The sequence below is a fragment of the Knoellia aerolata DSM 18566 genome, assembly GCF_000768695.1.
In the GTDB taxonomy this organism is placed as follows: Bacteria; Actinomycetota; Actinomycetes; order Actinomycetales; family Dermatophilaceae; genus Knoellia; species Knoellia aerolata.
In genome coordinates this window covers 22,467-40,137 of record NZ_AVPL01000035.1, presented here as the reverse complement: position 1 = coordinate 40,137, position 17,671 = coordinate 22,467, and the positions used below count along the sequence as shown (strand labels likewise).

Here is a 17,671-nt window from a genome sequence, read left to right as displayed (position 1 = left end):
CCTCGGCGGCCGCCACGACCGCCGGCGCGAACGACGACAGCTGCTCCGGCGCGTCCCCGCCGGTCATGACGCGACGCGGCCAGTGCGACGTGGCGCCGAACGCCGACACCCCCGCGACGAGGAGGCGCTCCGAGCCGTTCGGGAGCCCGTCGTGGTGCCGCAGCCCCGCCTGCAGCCCGAGCAGCCCCACCCACGCCGCCGACCCGCGGTCGCCGAGCACGTGCCCCCACCCGTCGACGAGCCGCCACACCGAGGTGTCCGCGGAGCCGAAGTCGGACCCGAACGCCACCGCCCCCGTGCCGGCCGCGACCACCGCACCCGGCCGGACCCCACCGACCGCCCCCACGAGGGAGGCGACGGCGTCGCTCACCACGGCGGTCCGCTCGGCGTGCACCGTCGTCGAGACGACCTGCACCACCTCACGCGGGTCGGAGAGGAAGAGCAGTCCCCGCTGCGACCAGCAGACGGCCGCCACCTCGGTGACCCCGCCCTCGGCGAGCAGCCGGGCCGCGTCCGCGGCGAGCGCCGGCACGTCGATCCCGCCCGACCCGATCCGAGCGCCGGGTGCGGAGAGCACGGGACCGGGCTGGCCGGCATACGACCACTGGAGGCGCAGACCGGACCCGCCCACGTCCACACCGACCACCGCGCTCATGGGCGCGAGCCGATCACTTCGACATGCCGGCGGTCAAACCCGCGACGATCTGCTTGGTCGCGAACAGGAAGAGCACGATGAGCGGGATGGTCGTGATGACCAGCCCGGCGAAGAGCGCCGAGTAGTTCGTCGCGTTCTCACCGAAGAAGTTCGTCAGGCCGACGGGCAGCGTGTACTTGGACTCCGAACGCAGCAGCACGAGCGGGTAGAGGAAGTCGTTCCAGATCGGGACGAACCGGAACACCGCCACCGTCGCCAGGGCCGGGCGCACCATCGGCACCATGATCCGCCAGAACGTCTGCCACGCGTTGGCGCCGTCGAGCACCGCGGCCTCCTCGAGCTCCTCGGGCAGCTGCCGGAAGAACGTCGTGAGGACGAAGATCGAGAACGGCACGCCCGCCGCGGCATACATGAGCGCGAGGCCGAGCCGGCTGTCGATGAGGCCGAAGCCGTCGAAGAGGAAGAACACCGGCAGGATCGCGAGGTGGATCGGCAGCATGAGGCCGGAGAGGAACAGCGACTCCAGCCACCGGAAGATCCGAGCGCGACCACGCGCCAGACCGTATGCCGCCATCGTCGAGACCGCGGTCGAGATCGCCACCGCGCCGGCCGTCACCGTGAGCGAGTTGGCGAAGTAGGTCCCGAAGCTGCCGACCGTCCACGCCTCCTCGTAGGCCGCGACGGTCGGTGACGTGGGCAGGCCGAGCGGGTTGGTGATGAAGTCGGCGTTGGTGCGGAACGAGTTGAGCACCATGATGACGAGCGGTGCCAGGGCGAGGACGGCGTAGCCCCAGAGCAGGATGCTCGCGCCCGCGCCACCGACGGGGTCGTTGGCGCCCCGGCCGCGCCGCCGACGCGTGCGACGAGGGCCCGTGCCGGTGGACGCGGCGTCCGCGGGTGCGGCGTCGGCGGAGGTCAAGGTGGTCGTCATGAGGCCATCCGCCTCTCGTGCCGGCGCAGCACCTTGGTCGCGGCCATCGCCCCGCCGAAGATGATGAGGAAGAGGACCGTCGCGAGCGCCGACGACGTGCCGATCGCGTCGACCGCGCCGGAGTCGAAGGCCGAGCGGTAGAAGAGCAGCGACACGAAGTCGGTCGACCCCGCCGGGTTGCCGGTCGACCCGCCGAACGCGAACGGCAGGGCGAACGCCTCCATCGCGAAGATGAAGGTCAGCACGGACACCGTGCCGATGGCGGGGACGAGCAGCGGGAAGGTGATCCGGCGAAACACCTGGCCGTGCGACGCGCCGTCGACGCGGGCCGCCTCGGTGAGCTCCTCGGGCACGCCGCCGAGCGCCGCGCCGTAGAGCAGCACCGGGAAGCCGACCCACTGCCACACCGAGACGAGGATGACGACCCAGAGCGCCGTCTTGGGGTCGCCCAGCCACGGCAGCGCGAACTGCTCGAGGCCGATCTTGGTGAGCAGCTGGTTGACCGGCCCGAAGGTCGGCGAGAGCAGCAGCGTCCAGAGGTAGCCGATGACGATCGGGCTCACGAGGTAGGGCATCGCGTAGAGCGTCTGCAGCATCCGCCGGGTGCGGGCCCGGCGGTGCAGGAGCGTCGCCACCGTGAGCCCGATGGTGTTCTGGACGAGCATCGTGCCGAGGAAGAACAGCACGTTGTGGAGCAGCGCCCGGGGCAGGTCGGTCTTGAACGGCGCACGGTTGACGAGCGCCGAGAAGTTCGACAGCCCGGCGAACCCCTGGCGGCTCGTCCCCTGCCACTCGTAGAAGGCGTACGAGAACGCCGTCAGCATCGGGTAGAGGACGAACACGCCGAAGAGGATCAGGGCGGGCGCGAGGAAGGCCAGTCCGGTGCGGGTCTTCACGACGGCGAGTCCACCACGGCCTGCGGGCCCGAATCCACCCCGGTCACGGGGTGGGCTTGAACCAGGTCTTCACCCCGGCGTCGATGTCGGCCGCCACCTGGGCTGCCGTCTTGGAGCCGAGGAGCAGCTGCTGCACGCCCTTGCCCATGAGGTCCGTGCCCGACGGGGAGCCGTAGCGGAAGTCGGTGAGCAGCAGGTAGGGCGAGGGCGACTTCTCGTAGCTGTCGGCCATCTGCCTGAGCAGCGGGTCGTTGTAGGTGACGCCGGGGACGGCCGAGATCTGCTTGACCTCGTCGGCGACCATCTGGCCGAACTCCTTGGTCGACATCCACTTCACGAGCTCGAGTGCGGCCTCCCGCTGGGGAGACTTGGCGTTGACCGCGAAGTTGCCGTCGGCCCAGCCGGGGGTCGTGGCCTTGTCCTCGGGCGAGCCGGTCGGGGCCGGGACCTCGAAGACGCCCAGGTCGATGCCGGGGTTGGCCTTCTTGAGCACGGCCATGTCGAACGAGCCACCGGGGAACATCGCGGCCTTCTCGGCCGAGAACAGGGTCTGCGCGTCCGTGACGGCGACGCCCGTGACGTTCTTGGGGAAGTACTTGGCGAGCTGCGTGAACACGTCGATCGACGCGACGAAGTCCGGGTCGGTGAACGACGTCTGGCCGCTCAGGACCTCCTTCTGGAAGGCGGCGCCACCGAAGCGCGGGGCCGCGAGGACCTCGTGCACGATCGGCAGCGTCCAGTCGTCCTTGGCGCCGACGGCGATGGGCGTGACGTCACCCGCGAGCAGCTTGTCGCCCGCAGCGGTGAAGTCGGCCCAGGTGGTGGGCGCCTCGTCGATGCCGTGCTTCTTGAACAGGGACTTGTTGTAGAACATCTGGACCGTCTGGCGGGCCAGCGGCACCGAGTAGAGCTTGCCGTCGGCCTTGGACTTCGCCGAGTTGACGACGTTCTCGTCCCAGCCCGAGAGGTCGACCTTGCCGTCGAGCGGCACGAGCGACTTGGAGGCGATGGTCGGCTCGACCTGGCCGTAGGAGCGGACCTGCGGGACGTCGGGGCCGTCCGAGCCGGCGAGGCCGGTCGCGAGGATCTTGTTGTACTCGGTCGCCTTGAACGGCTTGAACTCGACGGTGACGCCCTCGTGCTTGGCCTCGTAGGCGTCGAAGATCTTGTTGTACGCCGCCTCGTCCTCGACGCGCCACGACCAGACCGTGAGGGTGGTCTCCTTCCCGTCACCGCCGCCGGATCCCGACGTGTCGGTGTCGCTCGAGGGCGCACACGCGCCGACGGCGAGCACACCGGTGAAGGCGATGAGGGTGAGGGTGGAGCGGAGGGTTCGAGGGGTCATGACGTCTCTCCTGTCGACACGGGCTGGCTGGAGGTGGTGGTGAGCTGGAGGAGCGCGGCCGCGACGGAGTCGTCGTGGGCGCGCAGGGCGGCGACCGCGGCGTCGACGCCGACGCCGCCGAGGAGGGAGAGCAGGGCCGGCTTGAGCTGGCCCCCGGCGGCGTCGAGCGTGGCCCGGGCCTCGGCCTCGCTGGCCCCGCTGGCCTCCTGCAGGATCCGGACGACGCGACCGCGCAGCTTGGCGTTGGTCGCGACGACGTCGACCATGAGGTTGGACCAGGTGCGACCGAGCCGGATCATCACGGCAGTCGAGAACGAGTTGAGGATGAGCTTCTGGGCGGTGCCGGCCTTGAGGCGGGTCGAGCCGGTGAGCACCTCCGCGCCGGTGTCCGCGACGACGAGGTGGTCGGCGTATGCCGCGAGCTCGGCTCCCGGGTTGGCCGTCACGAGGGCGGTGCGCGCGCCGATCTTCCGCGCACGGCCGAGTGCGCCCTGGACGTAGGGGGTGCGGCCGGACGCGGTGAGGCCGATGACGACGTCGAGGCGGGTGACGCCGCTCGCGTCCCGGGCCCCCTGCTCGACGTCGTCCTCGACGTTCTCGACCGCGCGCAGGAGCGCCGGCGCCCCACCCGCGTGGTGGGCGACGAAGAGGCCGTCCGGCGCGTTGAACGTGGGGAGGAGCTCGGCGGCGTCGAGGACGGCGAGCCGCCCGGACGTGCCGGCACCGAAGTAGTGCACGCGCCCCCCGGCGCGGATCGAGCTCACGCTGTGGTCGACGAGCCGCGCCAGCTCGGGCAGGACCTCCGCCACGGCGCCCGCGACGGTGCTGTCGGCGTCGTTCATGAACATGAGGATCTCGAGCGTCGACGCGGTGTCGATCCCGACCGTGCCGGGATGGCGGTCTTCAGTGGGCGCGCTCACCCGGACGTCGTTGGCCATCCGTTGAGGTTAGTTTCTTACCTTCTAACCGTCAAGAATGTGAATGAATTACGAGACGTGGTGTCCCGCGACGGCCCGGCGGCTGTCCGCGACGGCCTTGCGCGCCCGGGGCAGGTCACGCTGCGCCACGGCGATGTAGAGGCAGTCGACGACCGTGAGCGCCGCGATCCGGCTCGCCGTCGCGCCCGAGCGCAGCGAGGTCTCGCGGGCCGCCGTCGTGAGGACGATGTCCGCCGCGGTCGCCAGCGGGGACAGCGGGAAGTTGGTCACGGCGACCGTCGTGGCCCCGCGCCCGCGGGCGACCGCCAGCGACTCGATCGTCTCCGACGTCGCGCCGGAGTGGGAGATGCCGATGGCGACGTCGTGACGGGTCAGCAGGGTCGCGCTGGTCAGGGCGATGTGCGGGTCGTTCCACGCGAACGAGATGACGCCGATCCGGTGCAGCTTCTGCTGGAGGTCGGTCCCGACGATCGCGCTGGCGCCGATCCCGTAGACGTCGACCCGGGTCGCTCGCGCGACGGCGTCGGCCGCGGCCTTGAGCGCGGCCCGGTCGAGCTGCTGCGCGGTCTCCTCGACGGCGCTCGAGTCGACGGCCGCCACCTTGTCGATGATGTCGTCGATCGTGTCGTTGGCGCTGATGTCGCTGCCGGCCATCCGCTGCTCACGGGGCATCGCGGACTCGGCCGCGAGCGCGAGCCGCAGCTGCGGGTAGCCCTTGAGGCCCAGCCGCTTGCAGAAGCGCAGCACCGTCGTCTCCGACGTCGCGGCCGCCTGGGCGAGCTCGGTGATCGTGAGGTCGGAGGCGCGCCGCGCGTCCGCGAGGACCTTGGTGGCGACCCGCTCCTCGGCCGGGGTGAGCGAGGGCCTCATGCCCCGCAACCGGACGAGCAGGGGTGCGTCAGCCACGTCGGTCAGGTCGGTCGGAGATGCCATGCACCAAAACTACGACCTTCGCCGCAGGGTCCAGCCCGAAGCGCTGAATGTGTCGGGTGACGCATCTCCGTCGACGACGACACCGCCCTGGCCGACGACGCGGACCCGGCTCACCGAGACGCCCCGACCGAGGGTGGTGGCGTCGGTCGTGAGGCGCCAGCGCAGCACCTGCTGCCCGGCGGGAAGGTCGGCCCGCACCTGTGCCCAGCGCTGCTCACCGGGTGTCCCGCTGACCGTGCCGTCCTCCTCCCCCGTCCGGGTGTCCCCGGGATGGCGGATGACGAGCGGGACGAGCGACCACGTCGAGCCGTCGGTCGAGGTCTCGACCCGCAGGACGTCGGACTCCTCGGTCTCGGCGACGAGGTCGAACCCGAGCCGGGCACCCGTCGACGGGACGGCGAGCGGCACCGCGAGGACCGCGGTGCTCGCGTGCTCCGGCCCGGTCTCCCACGCCACGTGGCTGCCGCGCGGGGTGATCGGCAGGGCCAGACCGAGCCCGCGGGCCCACTCCTGCCGGGCGACGTTGATGCTGCCCCACGACCGGGAGGGGTGCACGCGGTTGGTCAGCAGGATGGCGAACGAGCGGGAGTCGAAGTCGATGACGATCGAGGTCCCGGTGTAGCCGGTGTGGCCGGCCGTCCTCGGCCCGCTGAGGGCGTCCATGTACCAGGTCTGGTTGAGCTCGAAGCCGAGCCCGTGGTCGTCACCGGGGAAGGCCTGCGTGAAGTTGGTGATGAGCAGCGTGACGCTCCTGCGGTCGAGGACCCGGGCACCTCGGTAGGTGCCACCGTTGAGGAGCGCCTGGGCCAGGACGGCCAGGTCGTCGACGGTGGAGAAGACCCCGGCGTGCCCGGCGACCCCGCCGAGCGACCACGCGTTCTCGTCGTGCACCTCGCCGCGGACCATCCCGCGGGCGGGGACCGCCTGGTACTCGGTGGCCGCGGTGCGGGGCGTCGCGGTGGGGTTGTAGCCGGTGTCCGACATCCCCAGCGGCCGGGTGAGCCGCGCGGCGACGACCTCGTCCAGGGACTGGCCGCGCAGCCGCTCGACGAGGACGCCGAGCGTGATGAGGTTGAGGTCGCTGTAGAGGTAGACGGTGCCGACCGGGTTGGTCAGTGGCTGGTTCATCACGGCGGCGATCCGCGAGGCCCGGTCCGGGTAGCGGCTGTAGAGGGGCAGCCACGAGGTGAACCCGCTCGTGTGGGTGAGCAGGTGCCGGATCGTCACCGACTCCTTGCCCGCCGCGGCGAACTCGGGCAGGTAGGCCGCGACCGCCGCCTCCAGCTCGACCCGCCCCTCCTCGACGAGCTGGACGACGGCGATCGAGGTGAAGAGCTTGGAGACCGAGGCCAGGTCGAAGATCGTGTCGCGACGCATCGGGACCCACACGCTGCGCGCCAGCTCCTCGGTCGCGGTCCGGTGGCGCAGCGCGAAGCCGTCAACCTGGGTCGCGACGACGACGCCGTCGTGGGCCATGAGGCCGACGTGCCCCGGGTAGAGCGGGCGGCCACCGGGGGCGGCGACCTGGTGGCTGCGGACCTGCTCCTTGGCGGCCTCGATGGGCGCGGGGTCGAGCCCGACGGACAGGGGAGTCCCCTCGCGGAGCACGGTCGACGGCGGGGCGAACCCGGTGAAGGGCCGGTCGGCGCCGTCCGCCCGAGCGGCACCCGGCAGGAGGAACGCCGCCCCGGCAGCGATCCCGCCCCCGACGACGGTCCGGCGGCTGAGGCTCATCGGGCCGGGCCCTGGTAGATGAGGTACGGCTGGCGCTGGGCGTCGAACGCCGCCAGCTCCTGCTGCCACGCACCGACGACCGTGTCGGCGTCGGCGCCCGCGGTGATCTGCTCGCGCAGGCGGGTCGAGCCGGTGAGCTTGTCGATCCAGTACGGCCGCGCCGGGTCGTAGGAGTCGTAGCGCCACTGGAACTCGGGGTAGATCGACCGGGCCGCGACGAGCATCTCGACACCGACCCGCAGCGGGTCGATCGCGGACGGGTCGACGATGTGGACCTGCACCCCGCCGCAGACCTTGCCGACGTGCTTGCCGAAGGTCGGGGTGAAGTAGGCCTCCCGGAACGCGACGCCCCTGACGCCACGGTCGGCGAGCCGCCCGGCCCACCGGTGGTCGACGTAGGGCGCGCCGACGAGCTCGAACGGCCGGGTGGTGCCACGCCCCTCCGAGAGGTTCGTGCCCTCGAACATCCCGGTACCCGGGTAAACGAGCGCGGTGTCGGGCGTCGGCATGTTCGGGCTGGGCATGACCCACGGAAGGCCGGTGCCGGCATACGTCACGTCGCGGCGCCAGCCCTTGACCTCGACGACGACGAGCTCCGAGAGGCTCTTGCCGCCGGTGTCGGTCGGCAGGATCTCGGCGTCGAGGTGGCGGGCGAGCTCGCCGACCGTCATGCCGTGCGCCTGGACGACCGCCTCGGCGCCGACACCCGAGGTCCACTCCGGCCGCATTATCGGGCCGTACGCCCGGCCGCCGATGGGGTTCGGGCGGTCGAGCACGACGAGCGCGGCGCCGGTCTCGACGCAGGCCTTCATGGCCGTGTACATCGTCCAGATGTAGGTGTAGAACCGCGCACCGACGTCCTGGATGTCGAAGACGACGGTGTCGACGCCCGCCGCGCGGATCATCGACGCGAACTTCGCGGTGGTGGCGCCGTACGCGTCGTAGACGGTGATCCCGGTGCGGGGGTCCACGCTCGTGTCCTCGGCCTCGCCGGCCTGGGCGGTGCCGCGGAAGCCGTGCTCCGGGCCGAAGACGCCGCGGATGTCCACGGCGCCGGAGTCGTGCATCTCGTCGACGATGGTGCGCAGGTTGAGCAGGATCCCGGTCGGGTTGGTGACGATGCCGACCTTGCGGCCCGCGAGGACCGCCCAGCCCGACGCGGCGGCGACGTCGGCGCCGGGCGTCACCTTCCGTGCGGGGTCGTTCGACGACGTGGCGTATGCCGGCGGGCCGGCCTGCGCGGGCGTCGCACCCATCCCCAGCGCGGCGGCGCCGGCGAGCCCGGCGCCCCCGGTGAGGAGCTGTCGACGGTTCGGGGTGGTCATCGTTGGTCTCCATTCATCTCGCCTCGTGTGCTCCAGCGCGAGCCAGGGGTCGCGCTGAGGCACACGAGGCCGGGGTGGGGGGTCTTTGTCAGAAGGTCAGGCCGTGGCCGAACGGGAAGAGGACCGTGCCCTGCGCACCCTTGGCGGGGATGTCGACCGGGAGCTTCCCGGTCGGGGCGACCTGGCCGGTGATGACGCGGGCCGCGGCCCGGATGGCCACCGGGCTGTAGGAGTACGTCGCGAGGTAGGTGGCCGTGCCGGGCAGGTAGGCGATGTCGTACGGGTCACGCGTGGCGACGACGACGACGGGGATCCCGATGTCCTGCAGCGCCTTGACGAGCTTCTGCTGCCCGGCCCTCTTGTCGGTCGTCGTGGTGTCCCAGGCCTTCATCGTCGTGACGACGACGGCGTCCTTCCCCTGCGCGGCCGCGACCGCCGAGGCGACCTGGGCGTCGGTGGGCGAGGTCCCGGTCTGGTGGACCGTCGTCGTCGCGCCTGACGCGGTGAGCCCGTCGGCGAGGATCTGGGTGGTCGTCACGCCGTAGCCGGTGACGAGGACCTTCTTGCCGCCCACGGCCATCGGGAGCACGCCGTCGTCGTTGGCCACGAGGGTGCTCGTGCGGTTGGTGACGGCGTCGGCGGTGGAGAGGTGGTCGGCGGTGCCGACGAGCGAGCCGGTCGCGGCCGGGTCGACCATGGGGTCGTCGACGATGCCGCGCCGGACCTTGAGCTCGAGGACCCGGCGGACCTTGGCGTCCAGGTCGGCCGCGCTGATCCGGCCGCTCTCGACCGCGGCGAGGACCGCGGCGTACGCCTCGTCCATGGCCGGCGTCATGAGGAGCTGGTCGACGCCCGCCTCGAGGGCGCGGACCGCGACCTCGGCGTCGCCGTAGAGCTCACGTACGCCCTGCATCTCGAGGGCGTCGGTGACGATGACGCCCTGGTAGCCGAGCTCGCCGCGCAGCAGGTCGGTGAGGATCGGCTTGCTCAGCGTCGCCGGGTTGCCGGAGTCGTCGAGGGCCGGGAAGGCGAGGTGGGCGGTCATGATCATGTCGATGCCCTGCGCGATGGCGGCCTTGAACGGCGGGGCGTCCAGCTGCTCCCACTGCTCGCGGGTGTGGGTGATGACCGGGAACGCCACGTGGCTGTCGGTCGCGGTGTCGCCGTGGCCGGGGAAGTGCTTGGCACTGGCCGAGACCCGCCCGTCCTCCTGGTAGCCGGCGACCTGCGCCGCCACGAGGTCTGCGGCGAGCGCCGGGTCGGAGGAGAAGGACCGGGTGCCGATGACGGGGTTGAGCGGGTTGACGTTGACGTCGGCGACGGGCGCGAAGTTGGTGTTGACGCCCATGGCCCGCAGCTCCTTGCCGGTGATCGCGGCCGCGGTGCGGGCATCCTCCGCTGACCGGCCGGCGCCCAGCGCCATCGACCCGGGGAACTGGGTGGCGGGCGGGCCGATGCGGGTGACGACGCCCTGCTCCTGGTCGATCGAGATGCCGAGCGGGATGTCGACCTTGGAGTCCTGGGCGAGGGCTGCCTGCTGGAGGCCGTTGGACAGGCCGGCGATCTGCTGCGGGTTCTTCACCGAGTCGGTCCAGGCGAAGTAGATGACGCCGCCGAGGTGGTACTTCTGGACGACCTCGGCCGGCGTCGCGACGCCGTAGAGCGGGAGGTTGCGGGCGTCGGGGGTGGTCGCGTCCTGTCCGTAGACCTGCTGGACGAACAGCTGGCCGACCTTCTCCTCCGTCGTCATGCGGACGAGGGTCGACTGGACCCATCCCTTCGGGCCGGCGGGGGCCGCGGCGTCGGCGGTCGTCAGGGGCACGGCCCCTGCGGCGAGGGTCGCGGCGACGGCCGAGGCGATCGCGCTGCGGCGGGTGACGGACGGACGGGGCATGGCATCTCCGATTCATCGGCGCTCACGACGATGTGAACGATTCACGCAACAGGGCTTCTTGTTGGAACTTAGCCACAGTCGCGACGGTCCGCAACCGCTACGCACGAGTCACCGAGGCGCCCCGGGCCCATGGCGTCGGGTCCCTCCCGCTCGTCCACGTCGTTCCCGCTCGTCCCTGGCGCCGGGGCGGCATGGCCCCGCGAGAACGACATGGCCCCGCGGGAACCGGGGGCACGCGAGAGGGCCCCGACACGTGGTCGGGGCCCTCTCGATCCGGCGTGGCGGAGGATAGGGGATTCGAACCCCTGAGGGTGTTAACCCAACGCGCTTTCCAAGCGCGCGCACTAGGCCACTATGCGAATCCTCCACCGCGGAGGTTACCCGAGCGCCGAGGCGCCACGAAATCCGCTCGCCGCACCACCGCGGCCGTTCGGCCGACCGTTCGTCGCAACCCGCCCCACGGCCGCCCGAACCGCGCCACGATGGCGGCATGGCGACCCAGGGATACGAGGCGGCGTACCGCGAGTCGATCGAGCACCCGGACACGTTCTGGCGGCGTGCGGCGGAGCGGATCGAGTGGATCACTCCCCCGAGCACGATCCTCGACGACGCGAACCCGCCGCTCTACCGCTGGTTCACCGGAGCCACGCTCAACACCTGCTTCAACGCCCTCGACCGGCACGTGCGTGACGGCCGCGGCGACCAGCCCGCGCTCATCCACGACAGCCCGGTGACCGGCACGAAGCAGACCCTCACGTATGCCGACCTGCTGGCTCGCGTCTCCACGTTCGCCGGTGCGTTGGCGAGCCTGGGGGTCGAGAAGGGCGACCGGGTCGTCGTCTACATGCCGATGGTGCCCGAGGCCGTCGTCGCGATGCTCGCCTGCGCGCGGCTCGGCGCCGTCCACTCGGTCGTGTTCGGCGGGTTCGCGCCGGCCGAGCTGGCGGCCCGGATCGAGGACGCCCAGCCCAGGGTCGTCCTCGCCGCGAGCTGCGGGATCGAGCCGAACCGCGTGGTCGAGTACAAGCCGATGCTCGACGCGGCCCTCGACCGCAGCAGCCACAAGCCCGAGTCGGTGATCGTCCTCCAGCGCGAGCAGGCCCACGCCGCGGTCGGCGAGCGGGACACCGACTGGGAGGAGATGGACTGGGACGAGCTCGTGTCCGACGCCGAGCCGGCCGACTGCGTGGAGGTCGCCGCGACCGACCCGCTCTACATCCTCTACACGTCCGGCACGACCGGCCGGCCCAAGGGGATCGTCCGCGACAACGGCGGCCACGCGGTCGCGCTGCGGTGGTCGATGGACCACATCTACGGGATCGACCCCGGCGACGTGTGGTTCACCGCGAGCGACGTCGGCTGGGTCGTCGGCCACTCCTACATCGTCTACGCCCCGCTGCTCACCGGTGCCACCACCGTCCTCTACGAGGGCAAGCCGGTCGGCACCCCGGACGCGGGCGCCTTCTGGCGGGTCATCGCCGAGCACCGGGTGCGGGCCATGTTCACCGCCCCCACGGCATACCGCGCGATCAAGCGGGACGACCCGGACGGTGAGCTGCTCCGCCAGCACGACATCTCCTCGCTCGAGACCGTCTTCCTCGCGGGTGAGCGGCTCGACCCCGACACCTACGAGTGGGCGTCGTCCATGCTCGGCGTCCCCGTCGTCGACAACTGGTGGCAGACCGAGACGGGGTGGCCGATCGCGGCGAACCTGCGCGGCCTCGAGCCGATGCCGATCAAGGCGGGCTCCCCGTCGGTCCCGGTGCCCGGGTATGCCGTCGAGATCCTCGACGAGACCGGGTCGCCCGTGCCGGCGGGCCAGGAGGGGGCGATCTGCCTCCGGCTGCCGATGCCGCCCGGGACGCTGCCGACCCTCTGGGGTGACGACGAGCGCTACGTCGCGGGCTACCTGTCGGCGTTCCCCGGCTACTACCTCACCGGCGACGGCGGCTTCGTCGACGAGGACGGTTATCTCTACGTCATGGGCAGGACCGACGACGTCCTCAACGTCGCCGGGCACCGCCTGTCCACGGGCTCGATGGAGGCCGCGCTCGCCGGGCACCCCGACGTCGCGGAGTGCGCCGTCATCGGCGTCGCCGACGAGCTCAAGGGCCAGCTGCCCCGCGGCTTCGTCGTCCTCAAGGGCGGCATCGACGCTTCAGGGGAGGCGGGTGAGCGGATCCGCGCCGAGCTCGTCAAGCGGGTCCGCGACGAGGTGGGCGCGGTCGCCGCCCTGAGGCAGGTCGACATCGTCGCGGGGCTGCCGAAGACGAGGTCGGGGAAGATCCTGCGACGCACGATGCGCGAGATCGCCGACGGCAAGACGCCCACCGTGCCCGCGACGATCGAGGACGCGTCCGTGCTCGACCGGCTGGCCCCGGTGCTGCGCCCCGGTGGCTGAGCGCCCTCAGGACCGCGACGCCACCGGGTCGCCGTAGGTCCGGCGCGCCTTCGCCAGGGCCGTGACGTACCCCGCCCGCTCGTACGCGCTCTGGTCGACGCCCACCGGGACCGCCAGCCGCCCCCGGAACTCGTCCACGGAGTCGAACCCCTTGCGGCGCATCCAGGCCTCGAGACCTTCGAGGAGCACCGCGGCGTGCCCCACCCCGTGCCGCAGCAGGGCCGAGGCCGTCATGACGACGTCGGCCCCGGCGAGGAGGTAGGCGGCGACGTCCTCGGGCTGGTCGACGCCGGTCGTCGCCGCGAGCGAGGCGGTCACGTGGCCCCGCAGGATGGCGATCCACGTGCGCGGCAACCGGGCCTCGCCCGGCGTCGACAGGGTCACCCCGGTCGTGACCACGAGTGCCTCCGGGTCGACGTCCGGCTGGAGGAAGCGGTTGAAGAGCACCAGCCCCGACGCGCCCGCCCGGTCCAGCCGCAGCGCCATCTCGCCGGTGGAGCTGAAGTGCGGACTGAGCTTGACCGCGACGGGCACGGACACGGCAGCCCTCACCTGCTGGAGGATCTCCACGTGCCGGTCCTCCACGTCGCGCCCGCTCGTGTGCGGGTCGCCGGGGACGAGGTAGACGTTGAGCTCGATGGCCGCGGCCCCGGCATCCTGCATCGACCGCGCGAAGCCCTCCCAGCCGCCCGGCGTGCTGCCGTTGAGGCTGGCGATGACCGGCACCTCGACGGCCGCCGCCGACTGCTCGAGGAGCCGCAGGTAGCGGGTCGCGCCGCCGGTGTCGGTGCTCGGCGAGGAGGGGAAGTACGTCAGCGCCTCCCCGAACACGTTCTCGTGCGTCTCGCTCACCATGAGGTCGTGGAGCTGCTGGCGGTGGACCTCCTCCTCGAAGAGCGAGTACATGACGACGGCGCCCACACCGGAGTCGGCCAGGGCCCGCACCCCGTCGACGCGCTGCGACAGCGGCGAGGCGCTCGCGACGAGGGGGCTGCGCAGCGCCAGCCCCAGGTAGCTCGTCGACAGGTCCGTCACGGGGCCCTCCTCAGGTCGGCCACGAAGCGGTCCGCACCCCGCGTCGCCATCTCCTCGTAGGTCTGCCACCGCAGGTCGACCGCCTCCTGCGCGAGGTGGAGCAGCCGCTCGGCCTCGGCGGGGTCGGAGTCGCGCAGCATCCGGTAGCGCAGCTCGTTGTAGACGTAGTCCTCGAGCGGGATGCGGGGCCGCGGCGAGTCGAGCTGGAACGGGTTGCCTCCGACCGCCCGCACGGCCGGGTCGTAGCGCACGAGCGGCCAGTGTCCCGACGCCACGGCGCGGTACTGCTGGTCGAGGCCCTTGCTCATCTCGATGCCGTGGGCGATGCAGTGGCTGTAGGCGATGACGAGCGAGGGCCCGTCGTAGGCCTCCGCCTCCCGGAACGCCGTCAGCGTCTGGTGCGGGTCGGCGCCCATCGCGACCCGGGCGACGTAGACGTTGCCGTAGGCGATGGCCTGGAGGGCGAGGTCCTTCTTCGCGACCGCCTTGCCGGCGGCCGCGAACTTGGCCACCGCCCCGATCGGCGTCGCCTTGGAGGACTGCCCACCGGTGTTGGAGTAGACCTCGGTGTCGAGCACGAGGACGTTGACGTTCCGGCCGCTCGCGAGCACGTGGTCGAGCCCACCGGACCCGATGTCGTAGGCCCAGCCGTCGCCCCCGACGATCCACACGGTCCGACGCAGCAGGTGGTCTGCGACGCTGCGCAGGTCGTCCACGAGCGGGCCGGAGAGCCCGTCGAGGCGGCGCAGCAGCTCCGCCACGCGTTCCCGTTGCGCGGTCAGCTCGAACTCGCGCACCTGCCCGGCACCGAGGATCGCGTCGGCGAGCTCGGCGCCCACCTCGTCCCGCAGCTGGGCGAGGCGCTCCGTCGCCAGCCGCGTGTGCAGGTCGGCGGCGAGCCGCAGCCCGAGACCGAACTCGGCGTTGTCCTCGAAGAGCGAGTTCGACCAGGCCGGTCCCCGCCCCTGTGCGTTCTTCGTCCACGGCGTCGTCGGGAGGTTCCCGCCGTAGATCGACGAGCACCCCGTCGCGTTGGCCACGGTGAGCCGCTCACCGAAGAGCTGGGTGAGGACCTTGAGGTAGGGCGTCTCGCCACACCCTGCGCAGGCACCGGAGAACTCGAACAGCGGCTGCAGGAACTGCGTGCCGCGCACCGTGCCGAAGTCGACGCGGGCGCGGTCGTTGACCGGAAGGCTCTCGAAGAAGGCGATGTTCTCGCGCTCCGGTGCGAGAAGCGGCTCGAGCGGCGCGAGGTTGATCGCCTTGCGCTCGGGCTCCCCGGGCATCCCGGGGATCGACAGCGGGCTCACCGGGCACGCCTCGACGCACAGGCCGCAGCCGGTGCAGTCCTCGACGTAGACCTGGAGGGTGTAGCGGGACTCCGGCAGGCCGACGGCGGTGAGCGGCGCCGACCGGAACCCGTCGGGCGCCCCGTCGAGCGCGGCGCCGTCGTAGAACCGCGAGCGGATGACGCTGTGCGGGCAGACGAAGCTGCACGTGCCGCACTGGATGCACGTGTCGGGGTCCCACTCGGCCACGACGTCGGAGATCCGACGCTTCTCGTATGCCGTGGTGCCGCTCGGGAACGTGCCGTCGACGGGCATCGCGCTGACCGGGAGGGCGTCACCGCGCCCGGCCATCATCTCGGCGGTCACGCGACGGACGAAGTCCGGTGCGTCCGGCGGGACGACGTCCGGCAGGTCACGAGCCGACGTCCGCGCGGCCGGCACCGGGATCTCGTGCAGGGCCGCGAGCGTGGCGTCGACGGCGGCCTCGTTGCGCCGGACGACCTCGGCGCCGCGTCGCCCGTAGGTCGTGCGGATGGCGGCCTTGACCCGGGCGACCGCCTCGTCCGCCGGCAGCACGCCGGAGATCGCGAAGAAGCACGTCTGGAGGACGGTGTTGGTGCGTCCGGGCAGCCCGGCGAGACGGGCCACCGTGGTGGCGTCGACGGCATACAGGCGGAGCCGCTTGTCGAGGATCTGCTGCTGGACCGGGCCCGGGATCGCGTCCCACACGTCCTCGGGCCGTTGTGGCGCGTTGAGCAGGAGGGTGGCGCCCTCACGCGCCGGGGCGAGGACGTCGACGGTGTCGAGCAGGCCGAGGTGGTGGCACCCGACGAACCCCGCGCGGCTCACGAGGTAGGGGGCGTGGATGGGGTGCGGTCCGAACCGGAGGTGGGAGACGGTGAGCCCGCCGGACTTCTTGGAGTCGTAGACGAAGTACGCCTGCGCGTGCACGTCCGGGTCGGCGCCGAGGATCTTGATCGTGTTCTTGTTGGCGCCGACCGTGCCGTCGGAGCCGAGCCCGTAGAAGACGGCGCGCAGGGTCTGCGGGTCCTCGATGTCGAGGTCGGGGTCGTACGGCAGGCTCGTGCCGCCGACGTCGTCGGTGATGCCGAGGGTGAACCGGCGCCGAGGCTGGGCGAGCGCGAGCTCGGCGAAGATGCCGGCCACCATCCCGGGCGTGAGCTCCTTCGAGGAGAGCCCGTAGCGGCCGCCGATGACGCGCGGGACGGTGGCCCGGTCGCCGCGCTCGTGGGCCTCCGCGAGGCAGGACACGACGTCGAGGTAGAGCGGCTCCCCGTTGGAGCCCGGCTCCTTGGTGCGGTCGAGGACGGCGACCTGACGGACGCTCCCGGGCAGGGCCGCGAGCAGCTCCGCCGACGGGAAGGGTCGGTAGAGCCGGAGGACGAGCACGCCGACGTGCTCCCCGCCCGCGACGAGGTGGGCGACGGTCTCGCGCACCGTCTCCGCCGCGGATCCCATGACGACGACGACTCGGTCGGCCTCCGGGTGGCCGGCGTACTCGACGACGCGGTGGGCACGCCCGGTGTGCACGGCCACCTCGTCCATGACGTCCTGGACGACCCCGGCCGTGCGGGCGTAGAAGGGGTTGACCGTCTCGCGGGCCTGGAAGTACACGTCGGGGTTCTGCGCCGTGCCGCGGACGAACGGGTGCTCGGGCGTGAGGGCACGAGCGCGGTGCTCGCGGACGAGGTGCTCGGGCACGACCGCACGGAGCACGTCGTCGTCGATGAGCTCGACCGTGTTGAGCTCGTGCGAGGTGCGGAAGCCGTCGAAGAAGTGGATGAACGGCACCCGGGTCCGCAACGTCGCGGCCTGCGCCACGAGCGCGAAGTCGTGGGCCTCCTGGACCGACGAGGACGACAGGAGGGCGAAGCCCGTCTGCCGCACCGCCATGACGTCGGAGTGGTCACCGAAGATCGACAGCCCCTGCGCCGCGAGCGACCTCGCCGCCACGTGGAAGACGGTGGACGTCAGCTCCCCCGCGATCTTGTACATGTTGGGGATCATGAGGAGCAGTCCCTGGGAGGCCGTGAACGTCGTGCTCAGCGCTCCGCCCTGCAGGGCGCCGTGCATCGCGCCGGCCGCGCCTCCCTCGCTCTGCATCTCCATGACGGTGGGGACGGAACCCCACACGTTGGTCCGCCCGTGGCTGGCCCACTCGTCGGCGAGCTCGGCCATGGTCGACGAGGGCGTGATCGGGTAGATCGCGCACAGCTCGTTGAGCCGGTAGGCGACGTCGACCGCCGCCTGGTTGCCGTCGATCGTGACGCGCAT

General features: G+C 71.9%; 12 protein-coding genes and 1 tRNA gene. 1 reads left to right on the top strand and 12 read right to left on the bottom strand.

Annotation, left to right across the window (positions count from 1 at the left end; all coding sequences use genetic code 11):
• From N801_RS12600 to N801_RS12555, 10 genes are all read right to left on the bottom strand, one after another.
• Positions 1 to 655: hypothetical protein (locus tag N801_RS12600; RefSeq protein ID WP_035938319.1), on the bottom strand; the 655-nt coding region annotated here is incomplete at its 3' end.
• 13 nt (positions 656 to 668) lie between these two features.
• A complete protein-coding gene (locus tag N801_RS12595; RefSeq protein WP_035938296.1) occupies positions 669 to 1,586 on the bottom strand; it encodes a carbohydrate ABC transporter permease in 918 nt (305 codons plus the stop codon).
• Complete coding sequence (locus tag N801_RS12590; RefSeq protein WP_035938293.1) at positions 1,583 to 2,482, bottom strand: carbohydrate ABC transporter permease; 900 nt, start codon at positions 2,480 to 2,482, stop codon at positions 1,583 to 1,585. Before N801_RS12590 ends, N801_RS12595 begins: the two co-directional genes overlap by 4 nt.
• Before the next feature lie 43 nt (positions 2,483 to 2,525).
• Positions 2,526 to 3,827, bottom strand: a complete 1,302-nt coding sequence (locus N801_RS12585) for an ABC transporter substrate-binding protein (RefSeq protein ID WP_035938292.1) — start codon at positions 3,825 to 3,827, stop codon at positions 2,526 to 2,528.
• Positions 3,824 to 4,765 carry an N-acetylmuramic acid 6-phosphate etherase gene (locus N801_RS12580; protein ID WP_035938290.1) on the bottom strand — a complete coding sequence of 314 codons (942 nt, stop codon included), beginning with the start codon at positions 4,763 to 4,765 and terminating at the stop codon, positions 3,824 to 3,826. The genes N801_RS12585 and N801_RS12580 overlap by 4 nt, the downstream gene beginning before the upstream one ends.
• A 48-nt stretch (positions 4,766 to 4,813) precedes the next feature.
• Complete coding sequence (locus tag N801_RS12575) at positions 4,814 to 5,698, bottom strand: MurR/RpiR family transcriptional regulator (protein WP_035938289.1); 885 nt, start codon at positions 5,696 to 5,698, stop codon at positions 4,814 to 4,816.
• A gap of 9 nt (positions 5,699 to 5,707) precedes the next feature.
• Positions 5,708 to 7,432, bottom strand: a complete 1,725-nt coding sequence (locus N801_RS12570; protein WP_035938286.1) for a serine hydrolase domain-containing protein — start codon at positions 7,430 to 7,432, stop codon at positions 5,708 to 5,710.
• The gene (locus N801_RS12565) at positions 7,429 to 8,757 is read right to left on the bottom strand and encodes an exo-beta-N-acetylmuramidase NamZ family protein (protein WP_035938285.1); all 1,329 of its coding nucleotides are present in this window, start codon (positions 8,755 to 8,757) and stop codon (positions 7,429 to 7,431) included. Before N801_RS12565 ends, N801_RS12570 begins: the two co-directional genes overlap by 4 nt.
• Before the next feature lie 88 nt (positions 8,758 to 8,845).
• Positions 8,846 to 10,651: a glycoside hydrolase family 3 protein gene (locus N801_RS12560; protein WP_084108872.1), complete on the bottom strand. Its 1,806-nt coding sequence runs from the start codon at positions 10,649 to 10,651 to the stop codon at positions 8,846 to 8,848.
• Between the two features lie 279 nt (positions 10,652 to 10,930).
• Positions 10,931 to 11,018, bottom strand: a tRNA-Ser gene (locus tag N801_RS12555).
• Positions 11,019 to 11,141: 123 nt separating this feature from the next.
• Between N801_RS12555 and N801_RS12550 the strand changes: the two genes are divergently transcribed.
• Positions 11,142 to 13,052: a propionyl-CoA synthetase gene (locus tag N801_RS12550; RefSeq protein ID WP_035938284.1), complete on the top strand. Its 1,911-nt coding sequence runs from the start codon at positions 11,142 to 11,144 to the stop codon at positions 13,050 to 13,052.
• 6 nt (positions 13,053 to 13,058) lie between these two features.
• Here N801_RS12550 and N801_RS12545 read toward each other — a convergent pair whose 3' ends face one another.
• Positions 13,059 to 14,087, bottom strand: coding sequence for a dihydroorotate dehydrogenase-like protein (locus tag N801_RS12545; RefSeq protein WP_035938282.1), 1,029 nt, complete (start codon positions 14,085 to 14,087; stop codon positions 13,059 to 13,061).
• The gene (nifJ, locus tag N801_RS12540) at positions 14,084 to 17,671 is read right to left on the bottom strand and encodes a pyruvate:ferredoxin (flavodoxin) oxidoreductase (protein WP_035938280.1); all 3,588 of its coding nucleotides are present in this window, start codon (positions 17,669 to 17,671) and stop codon (positions 14,084 to 14,086) included. Before nifJ ends, N801_RS12545 begins: the two co-directional genes overlap by 4 nt.

Excerpts from the sequence above, each read along its gene's own strand:
- N801_RS12595 (WP_035938296.1), bottom strand. The coding sequence starts at position 1,586 with ATGACGACCACCTTGACCTCCGCCGACGCCGCACCCGCGGACGCCGCG.
- N801_RS12585 (WP_035938292.1), bottom strand. The coding sequence starts at position 3,827 with ATGACCCCTCGAACCCTCCGCTCCACCCTCACCCTCATCGCCTTCACC.
- N801_RS12580 (WP_035938290.1), bottom strand. The coding sequence starts at position 4,765 with ATGGCCAACGACGTCCGGGTGAGCGCGCCCACTGAAGACCGCCATCCC.
- N801_RS12575 (WP_035938289.1), bottom strand. The coding sequence starts at position 5,698 with ATGGCATCTCCGACCGACCTGACCGACGTGGCTGACGCACCCCTGCTC.
- N801_RS12570 (WP_035938286.1), bottom strand. The coding sequence starts at position 7,432 with ATGAGCCTCAGCCGCCGGACCGTCGTCGGGGGCGGGATCGCTGCCGGG.
- N801_RS12565 (WP_035938285.1), bottom strand. The coding sequence starts at position 8,757 with ATGACCACCCCGAACCGTCGACAGCTCCTCACCGGGGGCGCCGGGCTC.
- N801_RS12560 (WP_084108872.1), bottom strand. The coding sequence starts at position 10,651 with ATGCCCCGTCCGTCCGTCACCCGCCGCAGCGCGATCGCCTCGGCCGTC.
- N801_RS12550 (WP_035938284.1), top strand. The coding sequence starts at position 11,142 with ATGGCGACCCAGGGATACGAGGCGGCGTACCGCGAGTCGATCGAGCAC.
- nifJ (WP_035938280.1), bottom strand. The coding sequence starts at position 17,671 with ATGCGCGTCACGATCGACGGCAACCAGGCGGCGGTCGACGTCGCCTAC.